Source organism: Streptomyces sp. NPDC104307 (genome assembly GCF_055584045.1).
In genome coordinates, this window is sequence record NZ_JBVJMU010000011.1 from 199,382 (window position 1) to 216,078 (window position 16,697).

Consider the following 16,697-nt stretch of genomic DNA (forward strand, 5'->3'; position numbering starts at 1 on the left):
ACCGTCACCCGCGCTCGGTGATGTTGACGTCACGCCCCGCCATGGTGATGCGGGCCTTCCCCGACGCCCGCGCCTTCATGGTGATGCGGTGGGCCCGGAAGTCCTCGGGCCGGCCGGCTGCCCGCACCTCGTTGATCAGCTGCTCCATCGCGGGCACCAGCTCCGGGTGGTCGGCCATCAGCCGGCGCAGGCGCTGCTTCCACTCGGAGACGAGCTCCTCCTCGGTGCCGTCGTCCGCGTCCCGCCGGGCGGCGAGGAGTTCGCCGCGCATCCGGTCCAGATCCCGCACCGCCGCGTCCGCCCCACCGGGCTGCGCCCGGCGCCACAGCTCGCCCACCGCCCGCTGAACCTGTTCCCATCCGGTCGTCGCCATTCCGTTGACCACCGTCGAAGCGGCCTGACCGGCCAGTGCCGCGAGTTCCAAGTCCATGGCCCCACTCCTGCCTTCGCTGTGCCACCGGAGAAACGTGTATATCGCCCGCGACGGTGAGGCGTCCCGCGATTTGAGGAGTTACTGAGCATGTGCGCACGGTGTCCACCGAGCCCGGTTCCTGACGGGCCGTGAGCATGCCTGGTCAGGACCGGGGCGCCCGCACCCGCCGCATCCCGCGACCGCGTACGGCACACTGGACGTTTGGCCGGTACACGGCCACCCCGCAGTAGAAAGGGCCGAAGCGCGTGACCGGACCCCTCATCGTCCAGAGCGACAAGACGCTGCTCCTGGAAGTCGACCACGAGCAGGCCGACGCCTGCCGCCGGGTGATCGCCCCCTTCGCCGAGCTGGAGCGCGCGCCCGAGCACATCCACACCTACCGGCTGACCCCGCTCGGGCTGTGGAACGCGCGGGCCGCGGGGCACGACGCCGAGCAGGTCGTCGACGCGCTGGTGAAGTACTCCCGCTACCCCGTGCCGCACGCGCTGCTCGTCGACATCGCGGAGACGATGGGCCGGTACGGCCGCCTCACGCTCTCCAAGCACCCGGTCCACGGACTGGTGCTGACCTCCACCGACCGGCCCGTCCTGGAGGAGATCCTCCGGTCGAAGAAGGTCCAGCCGCTGGTCGGCGCCCGGATCGACCCCGACACCGTGGCCGTGCACCCCTCGGAGCGCGGGCAGGTCAAGCAGACGCTGCTGAAGCTGGGCTGGCCCGCCGAAGACCTGGCCGGTTACGTGGACGGCGAGGCGCACCCGATCGAGCTGGACGAGAACGGCTGGGCGCTGCGGCCGTACCAGCAGCAGGCGGTCGAGGGGTTCTGGCACGGCGGTTCCGGTGTGGTCGTGCTGCCCTGCGGGGCCGGGAAGACGCTGGTGGGCGCGGGCGCGATGGCGCAGGCGAAGGCGACCACGCTGATCCTGGTCACCAACACCGTCTCCGCCCGGCAGTGGAAGCACGAGCTGGTGAAGCGGACGTCGCTGACCGAGGAGGAGATCGGCGAGTACAGCGGCACCCGCAAGGAGATCCGGCCCGTCACCATCGCCACCTACCAGGTGCTCACGACCCGTCGCAAGGGCGTCTACGCACACCTGGAGCTGTTCGACTCCCGCGACTGGGGTCTGGTGATCTATGACGAGGTGCACCTGCTGCCCGCGCCGGTCTTCAAGTTCACCGCCGATCTCCAGGCGCGGCGCCGGCTGGGGCTCACGGCCACGCTGGTGCGGGAGGACGGCCGCGAGTCGGACGTCTTCTCGCTGATCGGGCCCAAGCGGTTCGACGCCCCGTGGAAGGAGATCGAGGCACAGGGCTACATCGCCCCCGCCGACTGTGTCGAGGTACGGGTCAATCTGACGGACAGCGAGCGGCTCGCGTACGCGACCGCGGAGGCCGAGGAGAAGTACCGGTACTGCGCCACGACCGCGACCAAGCGGAAGGTCACGGAGGCGCTGGTGCGCAGGCACAAGGGCGAGCAGACCCTGGTCATCGGGCAGTACATCGACCAGCTCGACGAGCTGGGTGAGCATCTGGACGCCCCGGTGATCAAGGGCGAGACCAGCAACGCCCAGCGGGAGAAGCTGTTCGGCGCGTTCCGGGAGGGCGAGATCAGCGTGCTCGTCGTGTCGAAGGTGGCGAACTTCTCCATCGACCTGCCGGAGGCCACCGTCGCGATCCAGGTGTCCGGCACGTTCGGCTCGCGCCAGGAGGAGGCCCAGCGGCTCGGCCGGGTGCTGCGCCCGAAGGCGGACGGGCACGAGGCGCGGTTCTACTCGGTGGTCGCCCGCGACACGATCGACCAGGACTTCGCGGCCCACCGCCAGCGCTTCCTGGCCGAGCAGGGCTACGCGTACCGGATCGTCGACGCGGACGAGCTGCTGACGGACGACCGGGACGGCTGAGGGACGGCCGGGGGCGGGTGGTCAGCGGGGGCGGCGGACCCCCGCCTCCTCCGCGTACTCACCGAGGACGACGACGCCGAAGGCGGCCCGTACGAAGATCCCGGCGGCGCGCAGGGCGTTCCCGGCCCGGTGGGTGTGGTGGTGACCGGTGGCCGCGGTCGCGCCGTGCGCGGGGCCGGTCCTTCGCGGGTTCAGGGTGACGGTGCTCATGTGTTCCATGGTGCTCCGGTCCGGCCGGTGACGTCGTCGGCCCGCAGGGTGAAGGTGCCGGGGCCGCGGCTACCCCTCTGGTCCCATGCCGTCCCCTACGGGATGGACCCTTCGCTCGTACTCCCGGGTCGTACTCCGGTTATTCGTTCGCGCCCGGACCGGCCCGTCGATACAATCGCCGGTCTGCCCGCCTCCCGCACCGTGGTACCGGCAGCCCGCAAGGGCTCGCGCCGGCAGCCGGGGGAGCGCCGCCGACCGGACGGAAACCGGCCGACAGCCGTACGCGCGCCCTCGTGCGTACCCGTGATCGATCCCCGAGCGGACCGCATCGCCCCCGGTGAACGGCCGGGGACGGGAAGCGGTCCGCCGTCCTGCGTTGAATGCCGGAGGCAACACCGTGCCCGCGCACGTACACGAAAGCGACACCACCACCGACCCCCTGGCTCATGAACGCGCCCATCTGTCGGCCTCGCGCGCCGCGCTGCGTGCCATGCGCGAGGACGCCCAGGCCCTGAACATCCGCGATGTCACGGCGAACTGGGTGAACGCCGCGGTACTGCAGGCCCAGATCACCGACCGCATCAAGTCACTGGCCGACCTCGCCCACACCCCGCTCTTCTTCGGACGGCTCGACTACCTTCACGTGGTCGGCGCGGAGAAGGCCGAGGGCGCGGCGGGCGAGCAGTTCTACATCGGGCGCCGCCACGTCCACGACGCCGACGGCGACCCGATGGTGATCGACTGGCGGGCGCCGGTCTCCCAGCCGTTCTACCGGGCGTCCCGCAACGACCCGCTCGACGTCGGCCAGCGGCGCCGCTTCGGCTACACCGGGGGCGAGCTGACCGCGTACGAGGACGAGCACCTCACCGACCCGGCAGAGGCGGCGCAGACCAGCAAGCTGCTCCAGGCGGAGATCGAGCGGCCGCGCGTCGGCCCGATGCGCGACATCGTCGCGACGATCCAGCCGGAGCAGGACGAGATCGTCCGCAGCGAGCTGGGCGGCTCCGTCTGCGTGCAGGGCGGGCCCGGCACCGGGAAGACCGCGGTCGGCCTGCACCGGGTCGCGTATCTGCTGTACGCGCACCGGGACCGGCTGGCCCGCACCGGCACGCTGGTCATCGGGCCGAACCGGTCCTTCCTGCACTACATCGAGCAGGTGCTGCCCGCCCTCGGTGAGCTGGAGGTCAAGCAGGCGACGGTCGACGACCTGGTGACGGCGAACGTCGAGGTCCGGGGTACGGACGAGGCGCGGGCCGCCGTCGTGAAGGGCGATGCCCGGATGGCGGAGGTGCTGCGGCGGGCCATCCGTTCGCACGTGACGCCGCCGACGGAACCGGTGATGGTGGTGCGCGGTTCGCGGCGCTGGCGGGTGCCCGCGTACGAGATCGAGGAGATGGTCGACGAGCTGCTGGCCCGCGACATGCGGTACGGGGCCGCGCACGAGGCCCTTCCGCAGCGCATCGCGCACGCCGTGCTGGTGCGGATGGAGGAGGCGGGCGAGGCGCCCGACGACCGGGTGCAGAACGCGGTGGCGCGCAACCCCGCGGTGAAGGCGGCGGTGAAGGCGGTCTGGCCCTCGGTCGAACCGGCGAAGCTGGTGCTGCGGCTGCTCTCCGACCCGGAGTTCCTGGCCGCGCAGGCGGACGGGCTGCTGACGGAGGACGAGCAGAAGACGATCCTGTGGACCAAACCGGCCCGCAGCGTGAAGTCCGCGAAGTGGTCGGCGGCGGACGCGGTGCTGATCGACGAGGCGAGCGACCTGGTGGCGCGCACGCACTCGCTGGGCCATGTGGTGATCGACGAGGCGCAGGACCTCTCCCCCATGCAGTACCGGGCGGTGGGCCGGCGCTGCTCGACCGGTTCGGCGACCGTCCTCGGGGACCTGGCGCAGGGCACGACGCCGTGGTCGACGCAGAGCTGGGAGCAGGCGCTGCACCACCTCGGCAAGTCGGACGCGGTGGTGGAGGAGCTGACGGCCGGTTTCCGCGTGCCGCGCGACGTGATCGCGTACGCGTCCCGGCTGCTGCCGGTGATCTCGCCGGGCCTGGCGGCGGTGGAGTCGGTGCGTGAGTCGCCGGGTTCGCTGTCGGTGCGGCGGACGGCGGATGCGGACGCGCTGGACGCGGCGGTGGTGGCGGCCTGCGAGGAGTCCCTCGGGCACGAGGGTTCGACCGGTCTGATCGCCGCCGACGCCCGTATCCCGTCACTGGCGGCCGCCCTGACGGCGGCGGGCCACAGCTACCTCTCCCCCGGTGAGGAGACGACCGCCGAGTCCCGGCTGACCCTGGTCCCGGCGTCACTGGCGAAGGGGCTTGAGTACGACTACGTGGTGCTGGACGAGCCGGCGGCGGTGGTCGACGGCGAACCGGACGAACGGACGGGCCTGCGCCGCCTGTACGTGGCCCTGACCCGAGCGGTCTCGGGCCTGATCGTGGTCCACGCGGCGCCGCTCCCGGACCGCATTTCAAGCCCCTCCGGCGACTGAGGAGCGGGGGCCCGGGGGCGGGGCCCCGGGGTGCGGGGGCGTCAGGACCCCCGCACCCCGGCCGCACCGCGGCCCCCGCACCCCGTTCCCGCTCAGCCCGACGTACACGCCCTCCCGTTCAGCTTCACCGCGCCCGGGTCTGCGGCCGGGCCCGCGATGCTGCTGTTGAACCCGAAGTCGACCGAGGTGCCCGGTGCGAGCGTGCGGTTCCAGGACAACGGTACGGCGGTCACCGTGCGTCCGTGCTGGACCAGTTCGGCGCTCCAGGCGTGGCCGATCTTCTGGTCACCGGGGAGCAGCCAGGTCAGGGACCAGGGGGTGACCGCCTCCGTACCGGTGTTCTGCACCGTCACCGTGGTGGTCGAGCCGGTGTTCCAGGGGTGCGAGGAGTACGTGACCCGGCAGGCGGGCGCCGGGCCCGCGCCGTCCCCGGCGTCGTCCAGGTAGGAGGCGACGAAGGCCAGCGGCGCGTTCCAGTTGATGGCGACCTCGTTGGTGGCGTAGGAGCCGTTGGAGTCGAGGTAGCACATCGCGGCCGCGCAGCCCTTGAGCTTGGCCGCTGCCTCCGGGTCGCCCGAGGTGGCGGCGGTCAGGTTGGGGCCGCCCGCGAGGGAGCCGGGGGGCGGGTGCGGCAGGGCGGGGTCGCTCTGGTGGGCCCAGACCCGGTGGTGCTGGTTCTCGGAGTCGCGCGTGCCGTAGCCGGTGACGTAGGACTGGTTGAGCGGGTTGCGCCCGAACAGGTAGTCGGCGCCGCGCAGTACGGCGTCGCGGTACTCGGAGTCGCCGGTGAGGTCGGCGGCGGTGGCCAGCACGATCATGTTGTTGAGTACCTGGCTGTTGGAGCCCCAGGCGTAGTTCTGGCCGGCCGGGGCGTACGGAACGCCGTAGAGCTGGTCCTCGGTCTGTCCCGCGTAGTGGCCGGCGGCCGTGGTCACCACGGAGCGGACCTGGGTGAGCTGCGCGGGGGTGAGGTCGTTGGGCACGGTGGCCAGGGTCAGGACGCCGAGTCCGGCGGTCTCGCCCCACCACATGCCGCCGTCGGCGGGGAAGACCGCGTCGGCGTCGCCGTGCAGCGGGGACGCCAGCAGGGCCTGCCGGTAGGTCTCGTCGCCGGTGGTGGTGAACAGTTCGGCCGCGGCCCAGTAGAACTCGTCGGTGACGTCGTTGTCCTCGTAGGTCCCGCCACCGACGCCGTCGGCCGGGTCCGCGAGGATGTCCGGGTGGGCCTTCGCCGCGGTCCACGCCGTGGTCGCTGCGGTACGGCACCGGGCGGCGAACTCCGCGTCGTACGGGGCGAACAGCCGGGCGCACTGGGCGGCCGCGGCCGCCAGGTTGAGGGTGGCGGCGGTGGTCGGCGGGTGCAGTTCGCGCTGCTGAGGATCGAGATGGGGCATCATCGGCAGCCCGGTCCACTGGGCGTCATGCACCTTGTGGTGGACCATGCCGGCCAGCGGGTTACCGGCCGGGACCTGCATGCGCATCATGAAGTCGAGTTCCCAGCGCGCCTCGTCGAGGATGTCCGGGACGGCGTTGCCGTGCTCGGGCACCCGCAGCGCGCCGTCGCCGAGTTCGGCGGACTCCGCTCCGTCGGCGGTCAGGGTCCGCTCATAGGTGTCCATCAGCTCGGCCACCGCGATGCCGCCGTTGACGACGTACTTGCCCTGGTCGCCGGCGTCGTACCAGCCGCCGCGCACGTCGAGCCGGTAGTCGCAGACGCCCGGCTGGCACGGCACGTCCGTGTCGCCCTTGTTGGGCGCGGCGCCGAGGTGTCCGGCGGGGCGCGCGTACTCCTCACCGACCAGGTCCGCGTCGATCGCGATGCCGCTGCGGTTCTGGTAGAAGTACGCCAGCGAGTCGCCGCGCAGGCTGTCGTACAGGTCGGCGCGGATCGAGAAGGGCTCGCTGACCTGCCCGTCCGCCTCGATCGTGTAGCCGTTGCCGGTGGTGGTGACGTCGCTGAAGTCGAAGGTGTGGACGTTCTGCCGCGAGGTCGCGTCCTCGCCGCCCGGCACGGTGGTGCCGGCGGCGGCGGTGGCTCCGGCGGCGGTCTTGAGGGTCCACGGCAGCGGGGTCTTCGCGTCGGTGACCAGGGTGCCGTTCTTGGGCCCTCGCGGCAGGTAGCCGACCTGGTTGACGCGGACGCGGGAGCCGGTGTCGGGCACGTACACGGGCGGCTCGGCCCCTCCGCGCAGGGACACGTCGTCGAGGCAGAAGGTGGCCGCCGCGTCGTTGCCGCCGATCTGGAAGGCGACCTGCGCGTCGTCACGGTCTGCGGCGGCGGTGAAGACGTGGGTGACCGGGGTGGCCTCCGCGCTGACCGTGTCGGTGGCGGAGAGGTCGGTGGCGTACGGCTCGGTGGCCTGCTGCACGTTGGTGTGGATGGACAGCGGGGCGGTGGAGGTGGCCGTGTAGGTGAGGGTGTACGTCTCCCCCGCCACGAGCGGGATGTCGTTCTGGCCGACGATCACGTCCCACGGGTTGGCGGTCCCGGCGGGCGCCTGGGTGCAGAGCCTGCCGTCGGTGACGGCGGCGGAGGCGTTGGCCGTCCACCACCAGGGGGCGGTCCCGGCGGCGAAGTCGCCGTTGGTGATCTGCTCGGGAGCGGGGGCCGGATCGTCGGCGGCGGCCGCGCCGGGCGCGCCGAGGGCGCCGCCCGTCAACGCGGCGACGGCCAGTATCCCGAGCACACGGCTCCGGCGCCGGGCGCGGCCGGCGGGGGGCGGGGGCGATGAGGCGTTCACCGGGAACCTTTCGGTTGGGGGTGGGGCGGTGTCGGTCCGTCGGGGAGGGAGATGGGGCGGGGAGATGAGGCGGGGAGACGGGGCGGGGGCAGGAGCGGGGAGAAGGGAGGAGCACGGACGCGAACAGACGTGGGAGCGCTCCCATTCGCGTCGCGCCATTGTGAAGCCGAAGATGGGTGTTGCGCCAGGGGCATGACAAGACTCGCCGCGAGAGCACGCCCCGAGGGGTACGGGGCGGGGGGCCGGGGCAGTGCGGTGAGGCGGCCCCGCCACCCACGGGACCCCACCCACGGAAACGCGCCCGCAGGACCCCACCCCCGGGACCCCACCCACGGAAACGCCCCCCGGTGGCCCCGCCGCCCTACGCGTCCAGCACGTCCCGCCACTCCCGTACCGCCGCCGCGTCCACCGGACCCGCCCAGCCGCCCGGCCGCGCCGCCCCGCCGATGTGGACTGCGTCGATCCCCGCGTCCAGCAGTTCCGGCAGATGGTCCAGGCGGAGTCCGCCGCCGACGAGGATCTGGGGTTCGTACCCCGGCTCCCCCTTGCGCGCGGCCTCGACCAGCAGCGTGGGGATGCCGTCGTCCACCCCGGCAGCCGATCCCGCGGTGAGGTACGTGTCCAGTCCCGGCAGGTCCGCGAGGGCCTTGCGCAGGGCGTCCCGGTCGGTGGCGCGGTCGATCGCGCGGTGGAACGTCCAGTGGCAGCCGTCGAGTTCCGCGATGATCCGCTCGACCGCGACGAGGTCCGGGTGGCCCTCCGCGTCCAGGAAGCCGAACACGAACTCGTCGGCGCCCTCGGCCCGCAGCTCGCGCGCCTTGCGCACGAGTACCTCGATGTCACCGGCCGCGAAGCCGTCCGCCACTCTGAGCATCACCCGCAGGGGGATGTCCACCGCGGCGCGGATCGCCGCGAAGGTCGCACAGGACGGGGTGAGGCCGTCCGCCGCCATGTCGGTGACCAGCTCAAGCCGGTCCGCACCACCCGCCTGGGCAGCGACCGCGTCCTCCGCGTCGAGAGCGATCACCTCCAGGACTGCACGGTTGCTCATGGGAACCCAATCCTCCAGGAAGCAGCTATAGGTCTAGTCCAATGGCCAGCCTACGGGCCGAGAGGCTGAGGACACAGTCTCACCGCGCACGCAAGATACGCGAGGTCAGAGGCGCGCCCGGCGATCGGACGGCCGGAATCCACGGATCCGCCGGCGGCCGCCCTTGCATACCCATAGGGGTAGGGGGTATACCTGAATGAGCACCACATACCCCCTAGGGGTATAAACGAAGCCCAAGATCACCGTGATCCAAGTGATCACCTACCGAGGAGGCCCCGTGTCCGCGCAGACCGCAGCCACCACCGGCGCCGCAGAGGTCGAGCTCGCCATCGGCGGCATGACCTGCGCCTCGTGCGCGGCCCGTATCGAGAAGAAGCTCAACCGGATGGACGGGGTCGAGGCCACCGTCAACTACGCCACGGAGAAGGCCAAGGTCAGCTACCGGGGCGAGGACGTCTCCGTACAGGACCTGATCGCCACCGTCGAGAAGACCGGTTACAGCGCGCAGGAGCCCGCTCCCCCGGTGCGCGGCGCCGCCGCGTCCGGCGAAACGGACGAGACGGCGGAGGGGGCCGACGAGCTCCGCCCGCTGCGGCAGCGGCTGATCACGGCGGTGCTGCTCGCGGTGCCGGTGATCGCGATGTCGATGATCCCGGCGCTCCAGTTCGACAACTGGCAGTGGCTCTCGCTGACCCTCGCCGCGCCCGTCGTCACGTACGCGGGCTGGCCCTTCCACCGCGCCGCGTGGACCAACGCGCGGCACGGCGCGGCCACCATGGACACGCTGGTCTCGGTCGGCACCTCCGCCGCGTTCCTGTGGTCGCTGTGGGCGCTGTTCTTCGGCACCGCCGGGATGACCGGCATGACGCACCCCTTCGAGCTGACCATCGGCCGCAGCGACGGCGCCGGGAACATCTATCTCGAAGCCGCCGCCGGGGTCACCGCGTTCATCCTGGCCGGGCGCTATTTCGAGGCCCGTTCCAAGCGGAAGGCGGGCGCGGCGCTGAAGGCCCTGCTCGAACTGGGCGCCAAGGAGGTCACCGTCCTGCGCGACGGCCGCGAGGTCACCGTGGACACGGCGGACCTGCGGGCCGGGGACCGTTTCCTGGTCCGGCCCGGCGAGAAGATCGCCACCGACGGCACCGTCGTCGAGGGCAACTCGGCGGTCGACGCCTCCATGCTCACCGGTGAGTCGGTCCCCGTCGAGGTCGGTGTGGGCGACCCGGTGACCGGTGCCACGCTCAACGCCGGCGGCCGGCTCGTCGTCGAGGCGACCCGGATCGGCGCCGATACCCAGCTGGCCCGGATGGCGAAGCTGGTCGAGGACGCGCAGAACGGCAAGGCGGCCGCCCAGCGGCTGGCCGACCGGATCTCGGCGGTGTTCGTCCCCGTCGTGATCCTGCTCGCGCTCGGCACGCTCGGCTTCTGGCTCGCCACCGGCTCGGGACTGACGGCCGCGTTCACCGCCGCCGTCGCCGTACTGATCATCGCCTGCCCCTGCGCCCTCGGCCTCGCGACCCCCACCGCCCTCATGGTCGGCACCGGACGCGGCGCCCAGCTCGGCATCCTGATCAAGGGCCCGGAGGTCCTGGAGACCACCCGCCGCGTCGACACCATCGTCCTCGACAAGACCGGCACCGTGACCACCGGCAAGATGACCCTCCAGGACGTCCACACCGCCCCCGGCACCGCGGAATCCGACGTCCTGCGCCTGGCCGGAGCACTGGAGCACGCCTCCGAACACCCCATCGCCCAGGCCGTCGCCACCGGAGCCGCCGAACGCACCGCCGCTCCGCTCCCCACCCCAGAGGACTTCGTCAACGTCCCCGGCCTCGGCGTCCAGGGCGTCGTCGAGGGACATGCCGTCCTCGTCGGCCGCGAGCAGTTGCTGGCCCAGTGGGAGATCCACCTCCCCGTGGAGCTGGCGCACCGCAAGGCCGAGGCGGAGGCGGCGGGCCGCACGGCGATCACGGTCGCCTGGGACGGCGAGGCGCGGGCGGTCCTGGAGGTCGCCGACGCGGTGAAGGACACCAGCGCGGAGGCCATCGTGCGGCTCCGGGCGCTCGGACTGACGCCGATCCTGCTGACCGGTGACAACCAGGCGGTGGCGGAATCGGTCGCGGCCGAGGTCGGCATCGAGAAGGTGTACGCGGAGGTCATGCCGGAGGACAAGGTCGACGTCGTCAAGCGCCTCCAGGCGGAAGGCCGTTCGGTCGCGATGGTCGGGGACGGCGTGAACGACGCGGCCGCCCTCGCCCAGGCCGATCTGGGCCTCGCGATGGGCACCGGCACGGACGCGGCGATCGAGGCCGGTGACCTGACCCTGGTCCGGGGCGACCTGCGGGCCGCCGCCGACGCGATCCGGCTGTCGCGCAGGACGCTGGGCACCATCCGGACGAACCTGTTCTGGGCCTTCGCCTACAACGTGGCGGCGCTGCCGCTGGCCGCGATGGGTCTGCTGAACCCGATGATCGCGGGTGCGGCGATGGCGTTCTCCTCGGTGTTCGTGGTCGGCAACTCGCTGCGGCTGCGGGGGTTCAGGGCCGGGGCGTAGCGGGCGGCACGGTTCCGCCCTCGGGCGGCCGGACTCAGCTCCTCTCGGGGAGACGGGCCTCCGGCCGCCCTTCGCCGGGTCCGCGTGCGAGCCGCTCTTCGAGCCCCGCCCGGACGTCCGGCCACTCATCGGCCGTGATGGAGAAGATCGCGGAGTGCCGCAGCAGCGCGCACCCTCCAGCACCGGCCCTCCAGGGTGAAAACCCTTGACGGGCCCCTCCAGTTGTTGTCAGTGCCCGCGTCTAGTCTTCCGGCATGACCAGCTGGATGCACGATTCCTTTCCCGGCCACGAGGTGAACCTCGTTCTCGCCCGCGGCCAGTCCCTCGACGCCCTCGTCTCCGGACTGCGCGAGCTGAACCGCGAGCCGCTCGCCCAGGGCGAGGCGGGCGGCTGGGCCTGGGCGGTGCACGACATGATCGAAGAGGATTCCGAGGACTACGAGGGAGCCGACTACCGGCTCGTGTGTCCCGAGGGCACGGAGCTCGTGGTGTTCGTCACCGAGCCGTGCAGCGCGAAGGCGCACGGGCCCCAGTTCCACTATCTGCGCGGCGGTGCCACGACTCTCTACTTCAGCTTCGAGGACATCGGGGAGCGGTTGGGGGACAACCCCGACTACATCTCGGCCGAGCTCCTCGCCGCGAACCTCATCGGCCCGGATGCCGGGTGCGAGAAGTGGCGCACCGACGAGAGCCACCACTGCGACGAGCACGAGGGCGGTGCGGAGGAGCGGCTGGTGAAGACGATCGCTGAGGCCTTCGCCCTGCCCTCTCCCCCGCTCGCGCTGGAGGTGACGGCGAAGTGAGCCCGATCGCTCCGAACACCTACCTCACCTACGCCAGAGGCCTCGACCTCCCCACCCTCACCGCCATCCACACCGAGGCGGCGCTCCCCGTCCGCACGGCGGGTGAGTCGGACGGCTGGGCGTGGGTGACGCACGACGCGACCACCGTCAGCGCTGAGACGGTCACGTCCCTGGCCCGCGATATCACCGGTTTCCGCTACGAGGAGCGGTTCGGCGGGCCCGACCGGGTGGATACGGTCTTCCTGGCCACCACGCCCGCGTGCGAGTGCCCGCACGGGCAGAACTACTCGATCCCGCACTGCGAGGACCACCCGGTCCACTACTCCTACAGCCGGGGCGGGTTCGAGCTGGACTACTTCAACATCGGGATGCGCCGTGAGGCGCACCGCAGCGGCGACCTGCTGATCCGGGAGCTGCTCGCCGCCGGGATCGTCGGCCGGGAGACCCCCGTGTACGACGCCGATCCGGCGTACAACGCGGACGGCTCGGTGACGATGCGGATCATCACCGAGCACTTCGGTCTGCCCGCAGCCCACTGAGCAGCACCCGGCGGCTCAGTGCGCCGTGCGCACGAACCGCACCACCGTCCCCGGGGTCACCCGCGCCGCCCCGGCCAGCGCGGGTTCCGGGACGACACCGACCACGGGGTAACCGCCCGTCGTCGGATGGTCGTTCAGGAACACCACCGGGCGGCCGTCCGGCGGGATCTGGACCGCGCCCAACACCATCCCCTCGCTGGGCAGTTCGCCCTGCCGGGCACGGTCCAGCGCGGGGCCCTCGGTGCGCAGGCCGATCCGGTTGCTCTGCTCCGAGACGCGGTACGCGGCGGTGGTGAGCGTGCGCAGGGCGTCGGCCGTGAACCAGGTGTGGCGGGGGCCGAGGAGCAGCGGGAGCACGAGTTCGGCGGGCACCCCCGGCCACGGAACGGCCGCCGTCGCCGGGGGGCCGCCCGTCCGGGGCGGGCCCAGCGGCAGCACGTCGCCGTCGCGCAGGGGGTCCGGGCCGAGACCGGAGAGCAGGTCCGCGGACCGGCTGCCGAGCACCGGCTGCGGTTCCAGGCCGCCCGCGAACGCCAGGTAGGAGCGCACCCCGTGCGCGGCGGGACCGGCGTCCAGCACCGCGCCCGCCGGTACGTGGACCGCCGCACCCCACGCCACCGGCCGCCCGTCCACCGTCACCCGGCAGGGCGCACCGCCGACGACCGCCCGCACCGCGCGGTCCGGGCGGACCGCGCAGCCGGTGACGGTCGTCTCCAGCAGCGCCGCGCCGACGGGGTTGCCGGCCAGCCGGTTGGCGAGCCGGGCGGACGGTGCGTCCAAGGCGCCCGCCCGGCCCACCCCCAGGTGCGCGTGGCCGAAGCGCCCCTCGTCCTGAACGGTGGTCAGGGCCCCGGCGCGGACGACCTCGATGCCCGCGCTCATGCCTCCGCTCCCGCCCCAGAAGCCGAGCCAGAGCCCGTACGGGATCCCGCACCCGGCCCCGTACGCGTGCCGGCTTCGACGAAGCGGACCCGGGCCCCGGGCACCAGCAGTGCGGGGGGTTCGCGGTCCGGGTCCCACAGGGCGGCCGGGTCCGGCGTCCGGCCGATCAGCTGCCAGCCGCCGGGGGACGGGCGCGGGTACACCCCGGTGTACGGGCCCGCCAGGGCCACCGCACCGGCCGGGACCCTGGTCCGCGGAGTCGCCCTGCGCGGCAGGTGGAGGTGGTCCGGCAGGCCCGTCAGATAGCCGAAGCCCGGGGCGAACCCGCAGAAGGCGACCCGGAATTCCGTCCCGGAGTGCAGGGCGGCCACCTCGGCGGCGGCGACGCCCCACGCCTGCGCCACGTCGTCCAGATCCGGGCCGTCGTACACGACCGGGATCTCCACCGCGGGCCCGGTGGACCGCAGCGGCGGCGGCAGTGGCCAGGACGCCAGCTCGCGGGCGAGCCCGGCCGTCTCCCGCGCGATCCCGTCCAGCAGCACCGTGCGCGCACCGGGCACCACCTCGCGTACGCCGGGCAGTTCACCGGCCGCGCGGCGGCGCAGCACCTCCGCGTGGAAGGCCTCCGTCTCCTCGCCGGAGCCCAGCTCGACCAGCAGCGCGTCCGTTCCGACGGCCAGCACGACCGGCCCCGGCCCCCGGCTCTCCCCGTCGGGCGTCGGCGTACTCACGTGAACGCCCGCACCACGACGCCCGCCTCTTCCAGCGCGGCCCTGACCCGCCGGGCGATCGCCGCCGCGCCCGGGGTGTCGCCGTGGACGCACAGGGACCGCGCCGCGACCGCGATCCGGCTGCCGTCGGCCGCCCGCACGCTCCGGTCCACCGCGATCCCGACGCTCCGGCGCACCACCGCGTCCGCGTCGTGCACGACCGCGTCCGGCTCGGTGCGCGGGACGAGCGTGCCCCGCTCGGTGTAGGCGCGGTCCGCGAAGGCCTCCTCGACCGCCGTCAGCCCCGCCTCCGCCGCCCGTACGAGCAGCCGGGAGCCGGGCAGCCCGAGGACGGCCGGGCTGCCGCCCGCCAGCCGGACGCCCTCGATCACCGCGCCCGCCTGCTCGTCGTCGTGGACGGCGCGGTTGTACAGGGCGCCGTGCGGCTTGACGTACGAGACGGTGGCCCCGGCCGCCTCCGCGAACACCCGCAACGCGCCGATCTGGTACGCCACTTCGGCGGCCAGCTCATCGGCCGGTACGTCCATGGAGCGGCGCCCGAACCCCGCCAGGTCGCGGTAGGAGACCTGGGCGCCGATCCGCACGCCCCGGGCGGCCGCCGTGTCGCAGACCCGGCGCATCACGGAGGGGTCCCCCGCATGGAAGCCGCACGCCACGTTGGCGCTGGTCACGCAGGTGAGGAGCGCCTCGTCGTCGGTGAGCGACCAGCGCCCGAACCCCTCACCGAGGTCCGCGTTGAGGTCCATGGCAGCCGGTGCGGCCGAGGCGTCACCCCGGTCCGCCGGATTCATCAGATTCGTCACGAAGCGCACGTTAGCGCCTGCGCGCGCGGGAGGGCGGGCTCAGAACACGTTCAGCTCGTTCTCCTTCACGCCCTCCAGCTCGTACCGCGTCCCCACCAGCGGCCGGCCCGCGAACAGCCGGATCAGCGTCGCCCCGTCCCCCCGGTAGCGGCCGGGCGCCCGGCCCTCGTGCTCGGTGCCGATGGTCAGCTCGTCGCCGCCGTCCTCCAGCCGCGCGACCAGCAGAGGTGTCTTCCGGCGCCGCGCGAAGGGGGCCAGGAGCCTGAGCGCGTGCGGCAGCCCGTCACCCTGGTACGCCCCTTCGAGCCCCCACGCCTCGCGTACGTCCCCGGCGTGGATCCACTCCCCCAGCGCCACCCCGTCCAGCACCCCGCCCGCCTTGGCGATCGCGGCACCGGCCTCGGCCATCCCCCGCTCCAGCTCGTCCACCACCTCCGCGTCCGTCCATCCGGCCCGCTCGGCGATGTCGCGGTCGTTGCACTCGGGGCTGAACACGTCCGGTTCGAAGCGGCTCTCCACCACCCGGTTCAGCACGGAACCGCAGTGCGCGAGGACATGGCGCACCGTCCAGCCGGGACAGGCGGTGCGCAGGGCGAAATCGCCTGCCTCCGCCGACCGCAGCAGCGGGATGAAGGCGTCCCGCTCGGTGCGCAGGAGAAGACCGGGCAGTTCGGGATCACGTTCGTCAGCCATGCCCCCAAGCCAACCATCCCGCTCCCCGGCGGACTTGGGTATTTCGGGAACGCGCGGCCCGGTGAGAGGTGTCCGCCCGGTGAGAGGTGTCCGCCCGGCGGCCGGTCGCGGGCGGGAGGAAGGTCGTAACCTCGGTGGCATGGACCACGACACCGGCAGGGCGCACGAAAGCGGCACAGACGAAGCGCTCCGCGGCCGGTGGCAGGAAGCCCTCGTCGCCGCCCGGCGCGGCGCGGAGGGTCCCGACCCGCTGCCGTACGCGGACAACCTCCTGGCGCGCTGGGCCGAACCCCAGCGCAAGTACCACACCACCGACCACCTGGCGACGGTCCTGGACCATGTGGACACGCTCGCCGGTCACGCCGGGGACGCGGACGCCGTACGGCTCGCCGTCTGGTTCCACGACGCGGTCTACCGCCCCGACCGGACCGAGAACGAGGAGCGCAGCGCCGTCCTCGCGGAGCGCGCGCTGCCGGAGGCCGGGGTGCCGGCCGCGACCACCGCAGAGGTCGCCCGGCTGGTCCGGCTCACGGTCACGCACGACCCGGCCGCCGGGGACGGCAACGGCGAGGTGCTGTGCGACGCGGACCTGGCGATCCTGGCGTCGCCGCCGAGGGAGTACGCGCGGTACGCGGCCCAGGTGCGCGAGGAGTACGGCTTCGTGCCGGAGGACGCGTTCCGGGAGGGGCGGGCGGCCGTGCTGCGGCAGCTGCTGGAGCTGCCGAGGCTGTTCCGTACCCCGCACGGGGCGGCCGAGTGGGAGCCGAGGGCCCGGCACAACCTGCGCACGGAGCTGGAGCTGCTCGCCCGCGACAGGTAGGCGCGGCAGCGGGCCTCCGCGCCACCGGCCGGGAATGCGACAGGTAGGCGCGCT

General features: G+C 73.1%; 14 protein-coding genes. 6 read left to right on the forward strand and 8 right to left on the reverse strand.

The window, feature by feature from the left end:
• Positions 1–4: 4 nt before the first annotated feature.
• Entirely contained in the window at positions 5–430 is a 426-nt protein-coding gene (locus ACZ601_RS25950; RefSeq protein ID WP_469542076.1) for a hypothetical protein, read from the reverse strand.
• Between the two features lie 248 nt (positions 431–678).
• On the opposite strand from ACZ601_RS25950, the gene ACZ601_RS25955 reads away from it, so the two are divergent.
• On the forward strand, positions 679–2,331 hold the full coding sequence (locus ACZ601_RS25955; RefSeq protein WP_469542079.1) for a DNA repair helicase XPB: 1,653 nt from the start codon (positions 679–681) through the stop codon (positions 2,329–2,331).
• A 21-nt stretch (positions 2,332–2,352) separates the two neighbouring features.
• Here ACZ601_RS25955 and ACZ601_RS25960 read toward each other — a convergent pair whose 3' ends face one another.
• Positions 2,353–2,541: a hypothetical protein gene (locus tag ACZ601_RS25960; RefSeq protein ID WP_469542082.1), complete on the reverse strand. Its 189-nt coding sequence runs from the start codon at positions 2,539–2,541 to the stop codon at positions 2,353–2,355.
• A 397-nt stretch (positions 2,542–2,938) separates the two neighbouring features.
• Here ACZ601_RS25960 and ACZ601_RS25965 point away from each other — a divergent pair, with 397 nt between their 5' ends.
• Entirely contained in the window at positions 2,939–5,026 is a 2,088-nt protein-coding gene (locus ACZ601_RS25965; RefSeq protein WP_469542085.1) for a HelD family protein, read from the forward strand.
• 92 nt (positions 5,027–5,118) lie between these two features.
• On the opposite strand, the gene ACZ601_RS25970 is transcribed toward ACZ601_RS25965, so the two are convergent.
• Together ACZ601_RS25970 and ACZ601_RS25975 are read right to left on the reverse strand one after the other, a co-directional pair.
• Positions 5,119–7,767, reverse strand: a complete 2,649-nt coding sequence (locus tag ACZ601_RS25970) for a glycoside hydrolase family 9 protein (protein ID WP_469542089.1) — start codon at positions 7,765–7,767, stop codon at positions 5,119–5,121.
• A gap of 361 nt (positions 7,768–8,128) precedes the next feature.
• On the reverse strand, positions 8,129–8,818 hold the full coding sequence (locus tag ACZ601_RS25975) for a copper homeostasis protein CutC (RefSeq protein ID WP_469542091.1): 690 nt from the start codon (positions 8,816–8,818) through the stop codon (positions 8,129–8,131).
• A 277-nt stretch (positions 8,819–9,095) separates the two neighbouring features.
• Here ACZ601_RS25975 and ACZ601_RS25980 point away from each other — a divergent pair, with 277 nt between their 5' ends.
• The 3 genes from ACZ601_RS25980 (at position 9,096) to ACZ601_RS25990 (ending at position 12,714) form a co-directional block, all read left to right on the forward strand.
• Positions 9,096–11,372, forward strand: a complete 2,277-nt coding sequence (locus ACZ601_RS25980) for a heavy metal translocating P-type ATPase (RefSeq protein WP_469542094.1) — start codon at positions 9,096–9,098, stop codon at positions 11,370–11,372.
• 254 nt (positions 11,373–11,626) lie between these two features.
• The gene (locus ACZ601_RS25985; protein ID WP_469542097.1) at positions 11,627–12,175 is read left to right on the forward strand and encodes a hypothetical protein; all 549 of its coding nucleotides are present in this window, start codon (positions 11,627–11,629) and stop codon (positions 12,173–12,175) included.
• On the forward strand, positions 12,172–12,714 hold the full coding sequence (locus tag ACZ601_RS25990) for a hypothetical protein (RefSeq protein ID WP_469542100.1): 543 nt from the start codon (positions 12,172–12,174) through the stop codon (positions 12,712–12,714). Before ACZ601_RS25985 ends, ACZ601_RS25990 begins: the two co-directional genes overlap by 4 nt.
• Positions 12,715–12,729: 15 nt before the next feature.
• On the opposite strand, the gene ACZ601_RS25995 is transcribed toward ACZ601_RS25990, so the two are convergent.
• The 4 genes from ACZ601_RS25995 to ACZ601_RS26010 form a co-directional block, all read right to left on the reverse strand.
• Complete coding sequence (locus ACZ601_RS25995; RefSeq protein WP_469542102.1) at positions 12,730–13,596, reverse strand: 5-oxoprolinase subunit C family protein; 867 nt, start codon at positions 13,594–13,596, stop codon at positions 12,730–12,732.
• Positions 13,593–14,327, reverse strand: coding sequence for a 5-oxoprolinase subunit PxpB (gene pxpB / locus ACZ601_RS26000; RefSeq protein WP_469542105.1), 735 nt, complete (start codon positions 14,325–14,327; stop codon positions 13,593–13,595). Before pxpB ends, ACZ601_RS25995 begins: the two co-directional genes overlap by 4 nt.
• On the reverse strand, positions 14,324–15,073 hold the full coding sequence (locus tag ACZ601_RS26005; RefSeq protein ID WP_469542237.1) for a LamB/YcsF family protein: 750 nt from the start codon (positions 15,071–15,073) through the stop codon (positions 14,324–14,326). Before ACZ601_RS26005 ends, pxpB begins: the two co-directional genes overlap by 4 nt.
• A gap of 96 nt (positions 15,074–15,169) precedes the next feature.
• On the reverse strand, positions 15,170–15,823 hold the full coding sequence (locus ACZ601_RS26010) for a maleylpyruvate isomerase family mycothiol-dependent enzyme (RefSeq protein WP_469542108.1): 654 nt from the start codon (positions 15,821–15,823) through the stop codon (positions 15,170–15,172).
• 139 nt (positions 15,824–15,962) lie between these two features.
• Here ACZ601_RS26010 and ACZ601_RS26015 point away from each other — a divergent pair, with 139 nt between their 5' ends.
• Positions 15,963–16,643 carry an HD domain-containing protein gene (locus ACZ601_RS26015; protein WP_469542111.1) on the forward strand — a complete coding sequence of 227 codons (681 nt, stop codon included), beginning with the start codon at positions 15,963–15,965 and terminating at the stop codon, positions 16,641–16,643.
• The last annotated feature ends 54 nt before the right edge of the window (positions 16,644–16,697 follow it).

Excerpts from the sequence above, each read along its gene's own strand:
- ACZ601_RS25950 (WP_469542076.1), bottom strand. The coding sequence starts at position 430 with ATGGACTTGGAACTCGCGGCACTGGCCGGTCAGGCCGCTTCGACGGTG.
- ACZ601_RS25960 (WP_469542082.1), bottom strand. The coding sequence starts at position 2,541 with ATGAGCACCGTCACCCTGAACCCGCGAAGGACCGGCCCCGCGCACGGC.
- ACZ601_RS25975 (WP_469542091.1), bottom strand. The coding sequence starts at position 8,818 with ATGAGCAACCGTGCAGTCCTGGAGGTGATCGCTCTCGACGCGGAGGAC.
- ACZ601_RS25985 (WP_469542097.1), top strand. The coding sequence starts at position 11,627 with ATGACCAGCTGGATGCACGATTCCTTTCCCGGCCACGAGGTGAACCTC.
- ACZ601_RS25995 (WP_469542102.1), bottom strand. The coding sequence starts at position 13,596 with ATGAGCGCGGGCATCGAGGTCGTCCGCGCCGGGGCCCTGACCACCGTT.
- ACZ601_RS26005 (WP_469542237.1), bottom strand. The coding sequence starts at position 15,073 with ATGGACCTCAACGCGGACCTCGGTGAGGGGTTCGGGCGCTGGTCGCTC.
- ACZ601_RS26010 (WP_469542108.1), bottom strand. The coding sequence starts at position 15,823 with ATGGCTGACGAACGTGATCCCGAACTGCCCGGTCTTCTCCTGCGCACC.
- ACZ601_RS26015 (WP_469542111.1), top strand. The coding sequence starts at position 15,963 with ATGGACCACGACACCGGCAGGGCGCACGAAAGCGGCACAGACGAAGCG.